This is a genomic window from Streptomyces sp. NPDC058246 (assembly GCF_042881985.1).
GTDB lineage: Bacteria > Actinomycetota > Actinomycetes > Streptomycetales > Streptomycetaceae > Streptomyces.
In genome coordinates, this window is the sequence record NZ_JBHVWZ010000039.1 from 1 (window position 1) to 18,872 (window position 18,872).

The 18,872-nt window shown below is 70.5% G+C and carries 14 protein-coding genes; 9 read left to right on the forward strand and 5 right to left on the reverse strand.

All coding sequences use genetic code 11. The features are described from left to right. Positions 1-38 precede the first annotated feature (38 nt). The 3 genes from ACFVXA_RS35765 to ACFVXA_RS35775 all read right to left on the reverse strand — a co-directional run bounded on the left by ACFVXA_RS35765 (position 39) and on the right by ACFVXA_RS35775 (position 3,059). Entirely contained in the window at positions 39-890 is an 852-nt protein-coding gene (locus tag ACFVXA_RS35765) for an ABC transporter permease (RefSeq protein ID WP_362034278.1), read from the reverse strand. Continuing rightward, positions 887-1,822, reverse strand: coding sequence for an ATP-binding cassette domain-containing protein (locus ACFVXA_RS35770; protein WP_362034275.1), 936 nt, complete (start codon positions 1,820-1,822; stop codon positions 887-889). The genes ACFVXA_RS35765 and ACFVXA_RS35770 overlap by 4 nt, the downstream gene beginning before the upstream one ends. Before the next feature lie 391 nt (positions 1,823-2,213). Next, entirely contained in the window at positions 2,214-3,059 is an 846-nt protein-coding gene (locus tag ACFVXA_RS35775) for a helix-turn-helix transcriptional regulator (RefSeq protein ID WP_390028331.1), read from the reverse strand. A 177-nt stretch (positions 3,060-3,236) separates the two neighbouring features. On the opposite strand from ACFVXA_RS35775, the gene ACFVXA_RS35780 reads away from it, so the two are divergent. From ACFVXA_RS35780 to ACFVXA_RS35800, 5 genes are all read left to right on the forward strand, one after another. Then, positions 3,237-3,998: an SDR family oxidoreductase gene (locus ACFVXA_RS35780; protein WP_383745971.1), complete on the forward strand. Its 762-nt coding sequence runs from the start codon at positions 3,237-3,239 to the stop codon at positions 3,996-3,998. A gap of 352 nt (positions 3,999-4,350) precedes the next feature. Then, the gene (locus tag ACFVXA_RS35785) at positions 4,351-6,087 is read left to right on the forward strand and encodes a multicopper oxidase family protein (RefSeq protein ID WP_362034270.1); all 1,737 of its coding nucleotides are present in this window, start codon (positions 4,351-4,353) and stop codon (positions 6,085-6,087) included. Positions 6,088-6,397: 310 nt separating this feature from the next. Beyond that, positions 6,398-7,627 (forward strand): formyl-CoA transferase, encoded by a 1,230-nt coding sequence (gene frc / locus ACFVXA_RS35790; protein WP_383745973.1) that lies wholly within the window; start codon positions 6,398-6,400, stop codon positions 7,625-7,627. A gap of 202 nt (positions 7,628-7,829) precedes the next feature. Further along, a complete protein-coding gene (locus ACFVXA_RS35795; RefSeq protein WP_362033110.1) occupies positions 7,830-10,139 on the forward strand; it encodes an FdhF/YdeP family oxidoreductase in 2,310 nt (769 codons plus the stop codon). Between the two features lie 146 nt (positions 10,140-10,285). After that, positions 10,286-10,837 (forward strand): carbonic anhydrase, encoded by a 552-nt coding sequence (locus ACFVXA_RS35800; RefSeq protein WP_362033113.1) that lies wholly within the window; start codon positions 10,286-10,288, stop codon positions 10,835-10,837. Positions 10,838-10,905: 68 nt separating this feature from the next. Here ACFVXA_RS35800 and ACFVXA_RS35805 read toward each other — a convergent pair whose 3' ends face one another. Beyond that, positions 10,906-11,598, reverse strand: a complete 693-nt coding sequence (locus tag ACFVXA_RS35805; RefSeq protein ID WP_362033116.1) for a GntR family transcriptional regulator — start codon at positions 11,596-11,598, stop codon at positions 10,906-10,908. Positions 11,599-11,861: 263 nt separating this feature from the next. On the opposite strand from ACFVXA_RS35805, the gene ACFVXA_RS35810 reads away from it, so the two are divergent. Beyond that, entirely contained in the window at positions 11,862-12,662 is an 801-nt protein-coding gene (locus tag ACFVXA_RS35810; RefSeq protein ID WP_383745978.1) for an acyl-CoA dehydrogenase family protein, read from the forward strand. Between the two features lie 102 nt (positions 12,663-12,764). Here the strand turns inward: ACFVXA_RS35810 and ACFVXA_RS35815 are convergent, their stop codons facing one another. Then, complete coding sequence (locus ACFVXA_RS35815; RefSeq protein ID WP_362033122.1) at positions 12,765-13,454, reverse strand: GntR family transcriptional regulator; 690 nt, start codon at positions 13,452-13,454, stop codon at positions 12,765-12,767. Between the two features lie 472 nt (positions 13,455-13,926). On the opposite strand from ACFVXA_RS35815, the gene ACFVXA_RS35820 reads away from it, so the two are divergent. The 3 genes from ACFVXA_RS35820 to fdhF are packed head-to-tail and all read left to right on the forward strand — an operon-like array spanning position 13,927 to position 18,871. Then, entirely contained in the window at positions 13,927-14,400 is a 474-nt protein-coding gene (locus ACFVXA_RS35820) for an NAD(P)H-dependent oxidoreductase subunit E (protein ID WP_362033125.1), read from the forward strand. Between the two features lie 2 nt (positions 14,401-14,402). Then, positions 14,403-16,016 (forward strand): formate dehydrogenase beta subunit, encoded by a 1,614-nt coding sequence (locus ACFVXA_RS35825; protein WP_390028298.1) that lies wholly within the window; start codon positions 14,403-14,405, stop codon positions 16,014-16,016. Further along, a complete protein-coding gene (gene fdhF / locus ACFVXA_RS35830; RefSeq protein ID WP_390028299.1) occupies positions 16,013-18,871 on the forward strand; it encodes a formate dehydrogenase subunit alpha in 2,859 nt (952 codons plus the stop codon). The genes ACFVXA_RS35825 and fdhF overlap by 4 nt, the downstream gene beginning before the upstream one ends. Position 18,872: the final 1 nt, after the last annotated feature.

Sequence of the window (18,872 nt, forward strand, 5' to 3'; positions counted from 1 at the left end):
GCGGTCGGGTGCCGCGCCGGCCGTGCCGGGCGACGGCCTCAGGCGTCCGTGCGTACGAGGCGGTAGGCGGCGCCCGCCAGCGCGAGCGCGGTCCAGCCGAGGAAGACCAGGAGCCCGGCGGTGGGCGACAGGGTCGTCGAGTCGTGGGTCAGCGCGAACATCGACTCGCCCGCGGTGCTGGGCAGGTACGGGCTGATGTCGTCCTGCCACGAGGTGGGCAGCAGCGAGATCAGCCCGGGGATCAGCATCAGCGAGGCGACCAGGACCGAGATGCCGCCGGCGACCGAGCGGAGCAGCGCGCCCAGGGCGGTGCCGATCACGCCGACCAGGCCGAGGTAGAGACCGGCGCCCAGCAGGCTGCGTACGACACCGGAGTCGGAGAGCGTGAGAGCCGCGGGCGTGCCGGAGACGATGCCGCTGGTGATCACGAACGCGACGAAGACGCCGAGGGTGGCGACGACCAGGGCGACCACGCCGAATACCGCCGACTTGGACCACAGGACCGGCAGGCGGCGCGGGACGGCGGCCAGCGTGGAGCGGATCATGCCGGTGGAGTACTCGCCGGCGGTGACCAGCACGCCCAGGACGCCGAGGGCCAGCTGCGCGAAGTTCGTGCCGAACACGGAGAGGCTGAGCGCCGTGGCGTCGGCGTCGTCCGGGCGCAGCGGCTGCCCGGAGTTGAGCTGGGACTTGTAGTGCGCGGCGGCGATCACGCCGAACGCGATCAGGAACAGCAGGCCGAGGCCCAGGGTGATCCAGGTGGAGCGCAGGGACCACAGCTTGGCCCACTCGGAGCGCAGGACCCGGCGCCCGGTGACCTTGTACGGCGGACGCGCCTTCTCCACGGGGGTGGGCGTGGAGCTGTCGGTCACGGTCATGGTGGTGCTCATGCCGCCCTCCCGGTGGTCTCGACGGTGGCGGTGGCGTGGTACTCGACGGCGTCGCGGGTCAGGTCCATGAACGCCTGCTCCAGGGAGACGGCCTTGGAGCTGAGCTCGAACAGCGGGATGCCGTGCTCGGCGGCCTTGAGGCCGATGGCCCGCGCGGACAGGCCGGTCACCTGCAGTTCCTCGGCGCCGACCGCACCGGTGATCTCGACGCCGGGGCCGGCCAGGACCTCGCGCAGGCGGGCGGGCTGGTCGGACGCCACGGTCACCGTGTCGCCACCGGCCGTGCGGATCAGGTCCTGCACGGTGGTGTCGGCCAGCAGCCGTCCGCGTCCGACGATGATCAGGTGGTCGGCGACCAGCGCCATCTCGCTCATCAGGTGGGAGGAGACGAAGACGGTACGGCCGTCCGCCGCGAGCCCGGTCAGCAGGTTGCGGATCCACAGCACGCCCTCGGGGTCGAGACCGTTGACCGGCTCGTCGAGCATGATGGTGGCCGGGTCGCCGAGGAGCGCGGCGGCGATGCCCAGCCGCTGGCCCATGCCGAGGGAGAAGGCGCCCGCGCGCTTCTTGGCGACGGACTGCAGTCCGGTCAGCTCGATGACCTCGTCGACCCGGCGGCGCGGGATGCCGTGCGTGTGGGCCTGCGCCATCAGGTGGTCGAACGCGGACCGTCCCGGGTGGATCGACTTGGCCTCCAGCAGCGCGCCGACCTCCTGCAGCGGCGCGGTGTGCTGGGCATAGTGCCTGCCGTTGACGGTCACGCTGCCGCTGGACGGCGCGTCGAGCCCGACGATCATGCGCATGGTGGTGGACTTGCCCGCGCCGTTCGGGCCCAGGAAGCCGGTGACCGTGCCGGGCTGGACGACGAAGTCGAGCTGGTCGACCGCCGTCTTCTCCCCGTACCGCTTCGTCAGCTGATGTGCCTCGATCATCGTTCGCTCTTCCCTCACGTTCGGGGGGCCGGAACCCGCTTGGCTTCCTCACCTGCAACGTTAGGAGCCCGCGCGCCGGGATCCGTGGTACCCGAGACGTGAATGAGGGGCGGCCGGTAGTACTCCAGTACCACCCGGCCCGGCCGCGACGGCGCGGCGGGAGAACGGACGAGTCGCCTCCTTTGCGGGCCGCCGCTAGGCCGGACGAGCCGGCTCCGCGGGGCCGCCGCTCAGCCGAACGAGGTAGCTCCGCGGGGCCGCCGCTCGGCCGAACGAGGTAGCTCCCGCGGAGGGCGCCGGTCCGCCGAGCGCCGTGTCCCCGCACGGCGGCCCCCCACCGAGCACCGCTGGGTCGGACGACCGCAGTGCTGTCCGGCCGGACCGTCGATCGCTAGACCGCCGGGGTGGCCGCCGCCCAGCCGGCCAGGAGCCGCAAGCGCTCCTCCGTCGGGGAGCCCGGCTCGGGCGTGTAGACCACCAGCGTCTGATCCCGCTCCCCGGACACCGTCAACGTCTCGTACGGCATGACGAGTTCACCCGCCACGGGGTGCGACATGCGTTTCGCCCCGTACGTCTTCTCCTTGACCTGGTGGTCCGCCCACAGTCTCCGGAAATCCTCGCTGCCCAGGGACAACTCGCCCACCAGTGTGGCCAGTTGCCTGTCCCGTGGATGGCTGCCGGCGTCCAGGCGGAGGTACGCGACCGTCTCCGCGGCCACCGCGGGCCAGTCCGGGTAGAGCTCGCGCGCCCTCGGGGAGAGGAACACGTGGCGCGGCATGTTCCGCTCCTTGGGCGGCATCCGCGAGAACCCGACGACGGCGTCACCGAGGGCGTTCCACGCGAGCACGTCCATGCGGCGGCCGAGCACGAACGCGGGGGCCTTGTCGATGGTGTCCAGAAGGAGACGCAGGCCGGGGCGGACCCTCTGGGTCGCGGGCCCGGCGGCGGACTTGCGGCGGGCGTTGGCGGCGGGCCGGGCCACCGTACGCAGATACTCCTGCTCGGTGTCGTCGAGGCGCAGCACGCGCCCGATGGCGTCGAGCACGGCATCCGAGACGGAGGGGCCGCGGCCCTGTTCGAGGCGGATGTAGTAGTCGACGCTGACGCCCGCGAGCTGGGCGACCTCCTCACGGCGCAGGCCCGGCACCCGCCGCCTGCCGTGCCCCGGCAGTCCGACCTCCTCGGGCTGGATGCGGGCGCGCCGGGAGCGCAGGAAGGCGCCGAGTTCCCCGTCCATGGATATGTCGTTGGCCATGCACCGGATCCTAGGCGCCGGGGCGGAGCCGATCCTGGTACTGCCGGACCCAGGAAAACGTCAGCCCTGGGTAAGGCCGACGGCCGGCCGCAGGGTGGTGTCCGTCGCCGGGAAACGCCCGGTGGCGACCACCGGACCACCACCGACCCAGGAGTCACCATGTCGTACGACACCCTCGCCGGCCGCACCGCTGTCGTCACCGGAGCCGCCAGCGGCATGGGCGAGGCCACCGCCCGGCTGCTCGCCTCGCACGGTGTGCGGGTGGCCCTGCTCGCCCGGCGGACCGAGCGCCTGACCGGGCTGGCGGCCGAGATCGAGGCGGCCGGCGGTCAGGCCCTCGCGGTTGCCGCCGACGTCACCGACCAGGCCTCGGTGGACGCGGCGGCGGCGCGGGTGCGCGCCGCGTACGGCGAGGTCGACCTGGTGGTCAACGCGGCGGGCGTGATGCTGCCGAACCCGATCAGCGACGGCCGGGCCGACGAGTGGCGCCGCATGCTGGACACGAACGTGGCCGGCGCGCTGCGCGTCATCCGTGCGTGGACGCCGGACCTGATCGCGGCGGCGCAGGCGGGCCGGACCGCGGACCTGGTGAACATCTCCTCGATCGGCGCGCACATCGCGTTCCCCAACTACGCGGTGTACGGAGCGACAAAGGCCGCGCTGACGTACCTCTCGCAGTCCCTGCGCACGGAGTTGGGCCCGCGTGACGTCCGCGTCACCAACATCGAGCCGGGCCTCACGGACACGGAGTTGGGCGGCCATATCGACAACGTGGAACTGGCCGGCCTGCTGGACGGCATGTTCGAGGCGCTGACCGGTCTGACGGCGGACGACATCGCGGACCTGATCGCCTACACGACCAGCCGCGCCCGCCATGTGAACCTGCGTCAGGCGATCGTGCTGCCGACCCGGCAGGCCTGAACGTCCCAGCACCCCGGCCGGTCGCCCGGCCGCACGCCGCCAACTGCGCGGCCACGATCGGCTTGCCGCCGTGACGAATCACGCGAAGTCGCCGCAGGCCACCGGAGACTGCGGGTAGCGGGCAGTAGGCGGCAGGGCGTTGGCCGCGGCCCGGGTCTGCGGTGGTGCGCACGTCGAGACCGGAACCGTGTGGGCGACGCGCGGACGGTCCCTCATTCAGCCGCGTCCCACCGGGTTTTGACGGCAGCCGTATCGGGCGGGACCTGCGCCACCTTGAGCGTTGACACGCGATTCACGAGACGCGCCGCCGCAGTTCTCGCATATATCAGGACAAAACGTGTGTTATTCGGTCATGCATACACATACGCGGCGCACCTTCCTCGGTGCCTCGATCGTGGCTGCCGGCTCGGGAGTCCTGGCTGCCTGTTCCGGGTCCGACACCCACCCCGGGACCGGCTCCCCCTCGGGGACCGACGCGCATTCCGGGCCCACGTCCCACTCGCGGACCGCCGCCCGCCCGGGGCCCGTCCCTCACTCGGGCCCCGGGGGTGAGGGCCACGGCGGCGGGGGCTTCGTCCCGAAGGGACCCAAGGGATACGTGAACCCGTCCGGCCCCGAGGTCGTCGCCGCAGAGAAGGAACGCGGGCCCGGGCCCCTGCGCAGGTTCATGCTCACGGCCATCGAGACCCCCCTCGACCTGGGCGGACGGACCGTCAGGTCATGGGCGTACGGCGACTCGCTGCCCGGCAGGGAGGTCCGGATCACCGCGGGCGACATCCTCGATCTCACGCTCGCCAACCACCTGCCCGTGGCGACGACGCTGCACTCGCACGGTGTCCGTATGCGCTGCGACATGGACGGGGTGCCCGGCCTCACCCAGCACTCCATCAGACCCGGCGCGGATTTCACCTACCGCTTCGCGGTGACGCACCCGGGGACGTACTGGCTGCATTCGCACTCGGGCATGCAGCTCGACCGCGGGCTCTACGCCCCGCTGATCGTCGAGGACCCCCGGGAGCCGTTGTCGTACGACAAGGAGTGGGTCGTCGTCCTGGACGACTGGGTGGACGGCGTGGAGGGCTCCACCCCGGACCGCGTGCTCGCGCAGTTGCGCCACGGCAAGGGTGATCCGATGGGCGTGGACATGGACCGGGACATGGGCGCGGGCCAGGGCATGGACATGGGCATGGAGGTGGACGAGGACACCGACCACGACGGTTCGGGCCACGACGGTCACGACCGGGCCGGCGGCCCCTCCCGTGTTCTGCACGGCTCCCGCAGCCGGATCCTGCACAGCGAGGGCGGCAACGTCGACTACCCCTTCTATCTGATCAACGGCCGCCTCCCGAAGGCTCCTTCGGTCTTCCGGGCCCGCCCAGGAGACCGCATCCGGCTGCGGATCATCAACGCCGGGGGCGACACGGCCTTCCGGGTGGCGCTGGGCGACCACGAGATGACCGTGACGCACACGGACGGCTACCCGGTCGAGCACACGCGGACGGACGCGCTCCTGCTCGGCATGGCCGAACGCTACGACGTGCTGATCACCGCCAAGGACGGGGTCTTCCCGCTGGTCGCGATCGCGGAGGGCAAGCAGGCGCAGGCCCTGGCCGTCCTGCGCACGGGCGGCGGGACCCGCCCGCGGGCCTCCGTGCGCCCGAGCGAGCTCGAAGGCCGGGTGGTGCCCGCCAGGGAGCTCGTGCCCGACGAGTCCGTGGCCCTCTGCCACCGTGCACCCGACCGCGAGATGCGCCTCCGACTGACCGGCACCATGAAGAGGTTCGACTGGAGCTTCGACCACCGGCCCTACTCCATCGAGGAGCGCCACCCGGTCCGAGAGGGCGAACGGGTCCGCCTGACCCTGATCAACGCCACCGACATGTGGCATCCGCTCCACCTGCACGGTCACACGTTCGCCCTTCGGGGGATCGACGGACTCGGAGCCCGCAAGGACACCACCGTCGTGCTGCCGCACCGCAAGGTCGTCGTCGACTTCAACGCCGACAATCCGGGCCTTTGGATGCTCCACTGTCACAACCAGTACCACTCCGAGTCCGGCATGATGACCATCCTCGGCTACCGGAAATAGCGACGGATTGGTGCGCACCTCGGTGCGCACCGTGCCGTGTCCAGAAGCCCACCGAGCGCGGCGGAGGCCACCGGCGCCGACCGGAGCTCTTCCCGCCCGGCGGGGCCGGCCATCGCCGGTCCGCCTTCCCGCACTCCCGCACCCCATCGGGCCGACATGCTGTCGGTCCCGGACAACCGGAAATCTTCGTGGACGCCCCCTGGACATCCTCTGCGTCTGCCGCAACCATGAGAGCAACTCCATACGGTATGCAATCTACAGTATGGATCTGACGTACGGTGACGGCGATGCAACAGGTGAGGCGGCGATCATGACGAAGGCTCTCGAGGGCGTGCGCGTCCTGGATATGACGCATGTGCAGTCCGGCCCCTCGGCGACGCAGCTCCTCGCCTGGCTCGGCGCGGACGTGGTCAAGGTGGAGGCGCCGACGGGTGACATCACGCGCAAGCAGCTGCGCGACATCCCGGACGTCGACTCCCTCTACTTCACGATGCTCAACAGCAACAAGCGGAGCGTCACCCTCAACACCAAGACCGAGCGCGGCAAGGAGATCCTCACCGAGCTGATCCGGCGTTCGGACGTGATGGTGGAGAACTTCGGGCCGGGCGCGGTCGACCGTATGGGCTTCACCTGGGACCGGATCCGGGAGATCAATCCTCGCATCGTCTATGCCTCCATCAAGGGGTTCGGGGACGGTCCGTACACCAACTTCAAGGCGTACGAGGTGGTCGCGCAGGCCATGGGCGGGTCGATGGCGACCACCGGCTTCGAGGACGGGCCGCCACTCGCCACCGGCGCCCAGATCGGCGACTCCGGCACCGGTATGCACGCCGTCGCCGGTATCCTCGCCGCCCTCCTCCAGCGCACCCGCACCGGCCGCGGACAGCGCGTGAACGTCGCGATGCAGCATGCCGTGCTCAACCTCTGCCGGGTGAAGCTGCGCGATCAGCAGCGGCTCGCGCACGGTCCTCTCGCGGAGTTCCCGAACGAGGACTTCGGCGACGAGGTTCCCCGGTCCGGGAACGCCTCCGGTGGCGGACAGCCCGGCTGGGCGGTCAGGTGCGCGCCGGGCGGACCCAACGACTACGTCTACGTCATCGTGCAGCCCGTCGGCTGGCAGCCGATCAGCGAACTCATCGGCCGGCCCGAACTCGCCGACGACCCCGAGTGGGCCACCCCCGAGGCCCGCCTGCCCAAGCTCACCAAGATGTTCCAGCTGATCGAGGAGTGGACCAGCACCCTTCCCAAGTGGCGGGTGCTGGAGGAGCTCAACGCCCACAACATCCCGTGCGGGCCGGTCCTCTCCACCAAGGAGATCATCGAGGACGAGTCGCTGATCGCCAACGAGATCGTGGTCGAGGTCGAGCACCCGGAACGCGGATCGTACGTGACGGTCGGCAACCCGCTGAAGCTGTCCGACTCCCCGGTCAAGGTGGAGCGCTCACCGCTGCTGGGCGAGCACAACGAGGAGGTCTACCTCGGCGAACTCGGCCTCTCCGACACCGAGCTGCCGCTGCTCAGGGCGCAGGGTGTGATCTGACCGACGGCGACGGGCAGCACCCCTCCCGTTGCGTCCCGGGCGCGGCGTCGACCGCGTGCCCGGGACGTTTTCCGTGCCGGGGGCACGTTTGATAGGCGCCGTTTATCACGTGGAAGTTGTTCGCTCTTTGACTATGTCCGACGGACTGGCCGAAGCTGATCTCCGAGCGGGAGTTCGGTGACAGAAAGGCACAGGCCAGATCATGAGCACCAGCAAGGACCCGGTGGTGGGCGACCCGACAGAGGACGGGCTGAAGGTCACCCCGCCCAAGACCTGGGCGACCGGACTGCCCGCGGTGACGCACGCGATGCAGTACTCGCTGGGCCAGACCTCGGTCCGCCGCACCGCTCTGACCCTGCTGAACATCAACCAGGCCAAGGGCTTCGACTGCCCGGGCTGTGCCTGGCCGGAACCCGGGCCGGGGCACCGCGCCAAGAACGAGTACTGCGAGAACGGCGCCAAGCACATCAACGACGAGGCGACCTCGCGCCGGGTCACCGCCGACTTCTTCCGGACGCACTCGATAGCGGAGCTGGACCAGAAGTCCGACTACTGGCTCAACCAGCAGGGCCGGCTGACCGAACCCATGGTCAAGCGCCCCGGCGCGGACCACTACGAGCCGATCGGCTGGGACGACGCGCTCGGTCTGCTCGCCGAGGAACTGCGCCGCCTCGACTCGCCCGACGAAGCCCTCTTCTACACCTCGGGCCGCCTCAACAACGAGGCCGCGTTCCTCCTCCAGCTCTTCGCCCGGGCGTTCGGCACGAACAACCTGCCCGACTGCAGCAACATGTGCCACGAGTCCAGCGGCTCCGCGCTGATGGAGACGCTGGGCATCGGCAAGGGCAGCGTCAGCCTGGACGACATCCACCACTCCGACCTGATCTTCGTGGTGGGCCAGAACCCCGGGACCAACCACCCGCGGATGCTTTCCGCCCTGGAGGAGACCAAGCGCAACGGAGGCCACATCGTCGCCGTGAACCCGCTGCCCGAGGCCGGGCTGATGCGGTTCAAGCACCCGCAGAAGGCCCGGGGAATCGTCGGCCGCGGCACCGCCATCGCCGACCAGTTCCTGCAGATCCGCCCCGGCGGCGACCTCGCGCTCTTCCAGGCGCTGAACCTGCTGTTGCTGGAGGCCGAGGACGCCAGGCCCGGCGAGGTCCTGGACCACGGCTTCATCCGGACGCACACGACGGGGTTCGACGACTTCGCCGAGCTGGCCCGCAAGGCCTCCTGGGACGACATCCTCGACGCCACCGGGCTGACCCGCGAAGAGATCGAGGCCGTCGGCGAGCGGGTGCTGCGCAGCGGGAGGATCATCGTCTGCTGGGCGATGGGGCTCACACAGCAGAAGCACGCCGTCCCCACCATCCGCGAGGTCGTCAACTTCCTGATGCTGCGGGGCAACATCGGCAGGCCCGGGGCGGGCGTCTGCCCGGTGCGCGGCCACAGCAATGTGCAGGGCGACCGGACCATGGGCATCTGGGAACGGATGCCGCAGAGTTTCCTGGACGCCCTGGAGCGCGAGTTCGCCTTCACCCCGCCCGCCGAGCACGGCCTGGACTCGGTCAACGCCATCCGGGCCATGCGCGACGGCGACGCCAAGGTCTTCGTGGGCGTCGCGGGCAACTTCGTACGGGCCACGCCCGACAGCGACGTCACCGAGCGGGCGATGCGGCGGTGCCGGCTCACCGCGCACATCTCCACCAAGCTCAACCGCTCCCACACCGTCTGCGGCGAGACCGCGCTGATCCTGCCCACGCTCGGCCGCAGCGACCGGGACATCCAGGCGGGCGGGGAACAGTTCATCACCGTCGAGGACTCCATGAGCGAGGTGCACGCCTCCCGTGGCCGGCTGGATCCGGCCTCCCCGCATCTGCTCAGCGAGGTGGCGATCATCTCCCGGCTGGCCCGCCGGACCCTGGGCGACAGTCCGGCCATCCCCTGGGAGAAGTTCGAGGCGGACTACGGCACGATCCGGGACCGGATCTCCCGGGTCGTCCCGGGCTTCGGGGACTTCAACGCCCGAGTGGACCGGCCCGGCGGCTTCCGGCTGCCCAACCCGGTGAACGACGGCGTGTTCCCCACTCCGAGCGGCAAGGCCGTCTTCACCCGCAACGACTTCGAGATGCTGCGCGCGCCCGCGGGTCATCTGCTGCTCCAGACCCTGCGCTCCCACGATCAGTGGAACACCATTCCGTACGCCATGAACGACCGCTACCGGGGCATCCACAACGGCCGACGCGTGGTGCTGGTGAACCCCGTCGACCTGGAGGCGCTCGGGCTCGCCGACCGCAGCGAGGTGGACCTGGTGAGCGTGTGGCGTGACGGTGTGGAACGCCGGGCAGAGAAGTTCCGAGTGGTCGCGTACCCGACCACTCCCGGATCCGCCGCGGCCTACTACCCGGAGACCAATGTCCTCGTCCCCCTGGACAGCGTGGCCGACATCAGCAACACGCCCACCTCCAAGGGCGTCGTGGTCCGTCTGGAGCCTGCCGTCGCCGCGGGCTGAGGCCGGGGAAAGCCGCGCGGCCCCTGGACAACACGCCGACTGAGATCCAGAATACTGGCGACTCCATACTGTATGCATTTCTGGATCCCAGGCACGTCCGAGGCCGGCAACGCGGTTCGTACCCGACCGGAGTGAGGTAGCCCAGCATGTCGACACCAGCACCCCGTTTCGCCCAGCCCACCCGCAGCGCATCCGGCACCGAGAGGGTCATCGACCGGCTCGTGGAGGCCAACCGCGCCTACGCCGCCGGATTCGTCGACCCGGGCATGGGCGCCCGCCCGGTCCTGCGGGTGGCCGTCGTGGCCTGCATGGACGCCCGCATCGACCTGCACGCCGCGCTCGGCCTGCAGCTGGGCGACTGCCACACCGTCCGCAACGCGGGCGGTGTGGTCACCGACGACACCATCCGCTCCCTGACGATCAGCCAGCGCGCGCTGGGCACCCGCAGCGTGATACTCATCCATCACACCGGGTGCGGTCTGCAGAGCCTGACCGAGGACTTCCGGCACGAACTGGAGATGGAGGTCGGGCAGCGTCCGGCGTGGGCGGTGGAGGCCTTCGCGGACGTCGACCAGGACGTACGGCAGTCGATGCAGCGAGTGCGGACCTCGCCGTTCCTGCCGCACACCGACGACGTACGGGGCTTCGTCTTCGACGTCTCCACGGGGCTGCTGCGGGAGATCGACCCGCGGTCCTGAGCTCACCTGAGGTCCTGAGGGCCTGGGCTCCCCTGTGTGGTCCCGGGCCTCCCGCCTCCGCCCCGTCGTCAGGCGCTCTGGCCGGCCATCGCGGCGATCTGCCGGCAGTAGAAGTCGGTGGTGTTCCGGGTGTGCCGGCGCATGAGCTCCTCGGCGCGGTCGGGCTCGCCGTCGGCGATGGCCTCGATGAGCCGGGCGTGCTCGCTCCAGGCGTCCTGGCCGCGGGGTCTGGCGATGGGCATGTAGTACCAGCGCACGCGTCGGTCCACCTGGGGGATGAGTTCGGCGAGCACCGCGTTGCGCGAGAGGTGCGTGATGTGGCCGTGCAGGGCGGCGTTGGCCTCGACGATGGCGCGGGCGTCGGCGGCCGCGAGGGCGGCGAGGCCGATGCGCTGGAGTTCCCACAGGTGGGCGACATCGGCCGGGGTGGCGTGTTCCGCGGCGCCGCGCGCGGAGTGGGTCTCGAGGACGGCCCGCACGCTGAGCAGCTGGGCGCACTCCTCCGCGGTGGGGGAGTGGACGAAGGCCCCCTGCGCGGGGCGCAGATCCACCCAGCCGGTGGTGTGGAGCCGCTGGAGGGCCTCGCGTATGGGCTGGCGGCTGACGCCGAGGTGCTCGGCGAGCTCGGCCTCGACCAGGTGCTGCCCGGGTGTGAGGGAGCCGTTGATGATCATTTCGGTCAAGGCGTCATAGACGGCCTCGCGCAGCGGGGCGGGCCGGATGATCGGGCCGCGGGCTACCACGGTGGGTGTGTCGGGCATGGGCCCTCTCCCTCGTTCGACTACTGAACGCCAAACCATCGGCTTCGGGATACTGAGTTTAGTATGCAATAGCCACGGGGTGGGGTCCGCGTGGCGAAGTTACGGAAATTGGCTCCGCACAACCTCTGGCGACCTTGAGGGATGCAGAATACTGTATGCAATCAGGCCGAGGTGCTGCCTCGGCCTTGGAGGCCGGGGTATCGCCCCGGCCTGGCCGCACCGCCTGACAGCGGACCAGTAACCGCTCCCGAGGGGGTCACCCCGTGTCGTACCGCAACGCTCTCTCCGAAGTTCTGACCAGCGTCATCGCGCCCTCCGCCGAAGTGACCGGCGGACAGGGCAAGTTCCCCCGGGGTGCCGTGACGGCCCTCGGCCACACCGGGCTGCTGGGGCTCACCGTCTCCGCGGAATTCGGCGGGGGCGGAAGGGGTCTGCCGGAAGCCGTCGAGGTGGTGGCGCGGACGGCCGGTGTCTGCCCGGCGACCGCGGCCGTACTCCAGTCCCACTACGCGGCGGTCGCGGTGATCGAGTCGTACGGCAGTCCCTGGCTGCGCGCCGAGATCGCCGCCGGACGTCATCTCAGCAGCCTCGCGCTGGCGGAGGACGGCCCCGGCGAGCAAGGTTCGGAGTCTCACCTCCTCGCGTCCAGCTGCACCGCCGCCCGCTCCGGTGACGTGGTCGCCCTGCGCGCCCGTAAGCATCAGGTGGTCGCGGCGGGCGAGGCCGACAGTTACGTCTGGTCCTCCCGGCCGCTCACCACGGCGGATGGCCTGACGCTCTGGGTCGTTCCGGCGCACGCTCCGGACCTGTTCGTCCCGGCCCGGCCCGGCGGGGGAGGGCCCTACGGCAGCGCGACCTCCACCGTGTTCGCCGATCCGGTGCTGGTGCCGGCCAGCGCGATGCTCGGTGGGGACGGCGGGGGGCTCGACATCGTGCTGCGCACGGTCCTGCCATGGCTGCTCGAACTGCGGACCGCCGCCGGTGCCGAGGCCCGGCGTCCAGCGGTCGCGGACGTGTCCCTCGGGGCCGGTCGCCGCCCCGCCGACTCGCTCGCGCCGTCCTGAGCGTCTTGAATCCGGCTCGGGCCCTGCGGGGTGCGGACCGTGTGGGGGTGAAGCAGGCCCACGCTGTGGGGTTGAAGCAGGCCCGGCGGGCGCCGTGTTCGGTCAGTCCTCGTTCGCCCCGGCGGCGATCTGCTTGCCGTAGAAGCCGGTGGTGCGCTCCGTGTGCTTGCGCATGACCTCGCCGGCGCGGTCCGCGTCGCCCTTGGCGATGGCCTTGATGAGCTGAGCGTGCTCGTTCCAGGCTTCCTTGCCGCGGGGCTTGGCGATGGGGGTGTAGTACCAGCGCACCTTCTGGCCCACCTGCGAGATCAGTTCGGCCAGTACGGCGTTGTCCGCCACGGAGGTGATGAAGGCGTGCAGTGCGGTGTTGGCCGCGACCAGACGCTCGACGTCGCCCGCCGCGAGGGCGTCGACGCCGTCCTGCTGCAACTCCCAGAGGCGTTCGATGTCCTCGGGCTTCGCGTGCTGGGCGGCGAGCTGGGCCGAGTAGGTCTCCAGCACCGAGCGGACGCCGAGGAGCTGGGCGGCCTCTTCTTCGGTGGGGGAGTGGACGAAGGCGCCCTGGGCGGGGCGGAGATCGACCCAGCCGGCGGTCTGCAGGCGTTGCAGGGCTTCGCGGACCGGTTGGCGGCTGACGCCGAGGTGTTCGGCGAGTTCCGCCTCGACCAGGTGCTGGCCGGGCTTGAGGGAACCGCTGACGATCAGTTCGGTCAGGGCGTCGTACACGGCCTGGCGCAGGGGTGCCGGGCGGGTGACGCGCCGGGATGCCGCGGCCGTCAGAGCCTCACGCATGGTTGCCCCGTTCCGCCCCCGCGCCCTTGGGGCCGACGGCTTTGCCAAGTGGTGGCCGCCGAGAGGGTTGCCGAGGCCAGCGTCAGCATACAGGTTTTGGTATGCAAGATGGCGCGCGCTGTCCGGGGTGACCGCCGGCCGGTGGGTGGGTCATGCCTGCCGACGGGGGTCACGCCCGCCGACGGTCGGGGGCGAACTCGGGCCCACGACGGTCCGACTGGTCGCGCGCCGGGCCGGAAGGCTCTGTCGACGGTCCGCCCGGTCGCGCGCCAGGCCGGAAGGCTCTGTGCGGCCGGAGGTCCGGTGGTGGGCCGCGAGTTCCGGTCGCCGTACCGGCTTCCGGTGCGCCGCGCCCGGGGATTCGGCACACGCTCTTTGTGGTTGAGTTCTGTATACAGAAGCCTGTATGGGGTATTGTCCAAGTCTCCTGCACCCATCGCCGGGGACCCGCGTGACGGAAGGCGGAGCGATCATGACGACCAGCGGGAGTGACGTGACGGTCGAGAACGTGGTCCGGAGGGTGGTGGCCGGTCACCGGGGCGAGCGCGGTGCGCTGCTGCCCGTACTCCACGCGGTTCAGGCCGAGTTGGGCCACGTACCCCAAGAGGCGATTCCGGTGCTCGCCGACGAGCTGAACCTGTCCCGCGCGGACGTCCACGGAGTGGTGACCTTCTACCACGACTTCCGTCGCGAGCCCGCGGGCCGCACCACCGTACGCATCTGCCGTGCCGAGGCATGCCAGGCCCTCGGCGCCGACAGCCTGGTGGGCTACGCCCGCGAGGCCGGACTGGCCCTGGGCGAGACCACGCCGGACGGTGCGGTCACCGTCGAGCAGGTCTTCTGCCTCGGCAACTGCGCTCTGGGGCCGTCGGTGGAGGCCAACGGCCGGCTGTACGGACGCGTGGGTCCGGCCCGGCTGGGCTCGATCCTCAACGGGACGGTCTGATCATGAACAACTCTTCGCACACCGCGGCGACGGTCTACGTCCCCCGCGACTCGGCGGCCCGCTCCGTCGGCGCGGACGAGGTCGTGGACGCCCTGCAAGGTGCCGCCGCCCGCGGCGACTTCGCCATCGACGTCGTACGCAACGGCTCGCGCGGCATGCTGTGGCTGGAGCCGCTCGTCGAGGTGGTGACCCCGCGGGGCCGCGTCGGCTACGGGCCGGTGGCCCCCTCGGACGTGGAGGAACTCCTGGCCGCCGGCATGCTGGACGGAGCGGACCATCCGCTGCGGCTCGGCGTCGTGGACGAACTGCCCTGGCTGGCCGCCCAGACGCGCGTCACCTTCGCCAGAGTCGGCGTGACCGACCCCCTGTCCACGGACGACTACGTGGCGCACGGCGGACTGGTGGGGCTGCGCGCGGCGCTGGAGCGCGACCCCGCGGATGTGGTCACCGAGGTCACCGAGTCCGGGCTCCGCGGCCGGGGCGGCGCGGGATTCCCGGCCGGCATCAAGTGGAAGACCGTGCTCGACTGCGCCGACGAGCTGAAGTTCGTCTGTTGCAACGCCGACGAGGGCGACAGCGGGACCTTCGCCGACCGCATGGTCATGGAGGGCGACCCGTTTCTGCTCATCGAGGGCATGACGATCGCCGCGCACGCGGTCGGCGCGAGCGAGGGCTACATATACATCCGCTCGGAGTACCCCGACGCGGTCGCCACGATGCGGGCGGCGATCGGGATCGCGCGCGAGCACGGCTGGCTCGGCAAGGGCATCCTCGGCTCCTCGCTCGACTTCGACCTGCACGTCCGCGTCGGCGCCGGCGCGTACATCTGCGGCGAGGAGACCTCCATGCTGGAGAGCCTGGAGGGAAAGCGGGGCACGGTGCGCGCGAAGCCGCCGATCCCGGCGATCGAGGGCCTGTTCGGCAAACCGACCGTGGTGAACAACGTCCTCACGCTGGCGACCGTGCCGGTGGTGCTCGCTGACGGCGCGAAGGCGTACCAGGACCTCGGCGTCGAACGGTCGCGCGGCACGCAGGTCTTCCAGCTCGGCGGCAACGTCGCGCACGGCGGCATCGTGGAGACCGCGTTCGGCGTCACCCTGCGCGAACTCGTGGAGGACTACGGCGGTGGCACCTACTCCGGGCGTCCCGTGCGCACGGTGCAGGTCGGCGGCCCGCTCGGCGCCTATCTGCCCACGTCGATGTTCGACCTGCCGATGGACTACGAGGCGTTCGCCGCGGCCGGAGCGATGGTCGGGCACGGCGGCATCGTCGTCTTCGACGACACCGTGGACATGGCCGCGCAGGCGCGCTTCGCGATGGAGTTCTGCGCCGAGGAGTCCTGCGGCAAGTGCACACCCTGCCGCGTCGGTTCGGTGCGCGGCGTCGAGGTGATCGACAAGATCGTGGCCGGTCAGCACCGGGACGAGAACCTGGCCCTGCTCGAAGACCTCTGCGACCTGATGACCGACGGCTCGCTGTGCGCGATGGGAGGTCTGACGCCGATGCCCGTACGCAGCGCCATCACCCATTTTCCCGACGACTTCCTCGGCGGCCGCCGAAGCCTTGGGATCCAACCCGTACAGACGACTGGCATGAGGACGGAGGGCACGGCATGACACTTCTCAAGGAGCCCGACTTCGGCACCCCGGAAAGGCCCGGCGAGGCCACGGTGTCGGTGGAAGTGGACGGGCTGCCGGTAACCGTCCCTGAAGGCACCTCGGTGATGCGCGCCGCCGCGCTCGCCGGGGTCGACATACCCAAGCTGTGCGCCACCGACAGTCTTGAGCCGTTCGGCTCCTGCCGGCTGTGCGTGGTGGAGATCGACGGCCGGCGCGGCACTCCGGCGTCCTGCACCACGCCGTGCGCCGACGGGATGCGGGTGAGCACCCAGACGCCGAAGGTGGAGAAGCTCCGCCAGGGCGTCATGGAGCTCTACATCTCCGACCACCCGCTGGACTGCCTCACCTGCCCGGCCAACGGCGACTGCGAGTTGCAGGACATGGCCGGCGTGGTCGGGCTGCGGCAGGTGCGGTACGGCTACGAGGGCGAGAACCACCTCGACGCCGAGAAGGACACGTCCAACCCGTACTTCGACTTCGACCCCTCCAAGTGCATCGCCTGCTCCCGCTGCGTGCGGGCCTGTGGCGAAGTGCAGGGCACGTTCGCGCTGACCATCGAGGGGCGCGGCTTCGAGTCCAAGGTCTCGCCGGGCGCCGGCGAGACCTTCATGGATTCCGAGTGCGTCTCCTGCGGCGCCTGTGTCCAGGCCTGCCCGACCTCGACGCTCCAGGAGAAGTCGGTCGTCGAACTCGGCATGCCGACCCGCTCGGTGGTCACCACCTGCGCGTACTGCGGCGTCGGCTGCTCCTTCAAGGCCGAGCTGCGCGGCGACGAACTCGTGCGGATGGTGCCGTACAAGGACGGCGGAGCGAACGAGGGCCACTCCTGTGTGAAGGGCCGCTTCGCCTTCGGGTACGCCACGCACCCCGACCGCGTGCTCAAGCCCATGGTCCGCGAGAAGATCACCGATCCCTGGCGCGAGGTCGAGTGGGACGAGGCGATCGGCACGGTCGCCCGGCGGATGCGCGAGCTCCAGGACTGCTACGGATCGAGCTCGGTCGGCGCCATCACCTCCTCGCGATGCACGAACGAAGAGGTCTACGTCGTCCAGAAGATGGTGCGCGCGGCCTTCGGCAACAACAACGTCGACACCTGCGCCCGGGTCTGCCACTCTCCGACGGGATACGGACTCAAGCAGACCTTCGGCGAGTCGGCCGGCACCCAGGACTTCCGTTCGGTCGCGCAGGCCGACGTGATCGTGGTGATCGGGGCCAACCCCACCGACGGGCACCCGGTGTTCGCCTCCCGGATGAAGCGCCGGCTGCGCGAGGGCGCCAAGCTCGTCGTGGTCGACCCGCGCCGCATCGACCTGGTGCGCTCGCCGCACATCGAGGCCACCCACCACCTCCAGCTCAGGCCGAGCACGAACGTCGCCGTGGTCAACGCCATGGCACACGTGGTGGTCACCGAGGGCCTGGTCGACCGGTCCTTCGTGGACCAGCGGTGTGAGGGCTTCGACGAGTGGGCGGAGTTCATCGCCCGCCCCGAGAACAGCCCCGAGGCGGCCGAGCCGATCACCGGCGTACCGGCCGAGGACCTGCGGGCCGCCGCGCGGCTGTACGCCGAGGCACCCAACGGGGCCATCTACTACGGCCTCGGTGTCACCGAGCACAGTCAGGGCTCGACCATGGTCATGGGGATGGCCAACCTCGCGATGGCCTGCGGCAACATCGGCCGCGACGGCGTCGGCGTCAACCCGCTGCGCGGCCAGAACAACGTCCAGGGTTCCTGCGACATGGGCTCGTTCCCGCACGAGCTGCCCGGCTACCGGCACGTCTCCGACGACGCGGTGCGCAAGGTGTTCGAGAACCTCTGGGGCGGCACCCTCCTCGCCGAGCCCGGCCTGCGCATCCCGAACATGTTCGACGCGGCGATCGACGGAACCTTCCGCGGCCTGTTCGTGCACGGTGAGGACATCGCCCAGTCCGACCCCAACCTCAAGCACGTCACCGCCGCGCTCGAAGCGATGGAACTGGTCGTCGTCCAGGACCTGTTCCTCAACGAGACGGCCAAGTTCGCGCACGTCTTCCTGCCCGGCGCCTCCTTCCTGGAGAAGGACGGCACGTTCACCAACGCCGAACGCCGGATCAACCGGGTGCGCGCGGTGATGAAGCCGAAGACGGGCAAGCACGAGTGGCAGATCGTCAGCGAGATCGCGACCGCCATGGGCTACCCGATGGCGTACGACCATCCGAGCCAGATCATGGACGAGATCGCCTCGGTCACGCCCACCTTCACCGGCGTCTCCTTCGAGGTGCTGGACAAGCTCGGCAGCGTCCAGTGGCCGTGCAACGAGTCGGCTCCCGAGGGCACCCCGGTCATGCACGTGGACGAATTCGTCCGCGGCAAGGGCAAGTTCGTGGTCACCTCCTTCGTGCCGACGAACGAGCGCAGCACCCGGCGCTTCCCGCTGGTGCTGACCACGGGCCGGATCCTCAGCCAGTACAACGTCGGCGCGCAGACCCGTCGTACGGCCAATGTCGCCTGGCATCCCGAGGACATCCTGGAACTGCACCCGCACGACGCCGAGGTGCGCGGCATCACCGACGGCGACATGGTGACGCTGGCCAGCCGGGTCGGTCGGACCACGCTGCGCGCGGAGATCTCCGACCGGATGCCGACCGGGGTCGTCTACACGACGTTCCACCATCCGGTCACCGGCGCCAACGTCGTCACCACCGAGAACTCGGACTGGGCGACCAACTGCCCGGAGTACAAGGTGACCGCCGTACAGGTCGCTCTCGCGCGCCCGGGCCGGCAAGAGGACACGGAGACCGCCCACGACGACACGGAGATCGCCCACGACGACACGGAACGCGTCGTGGACGACCTGGTCACGGTGGTGGACTGAG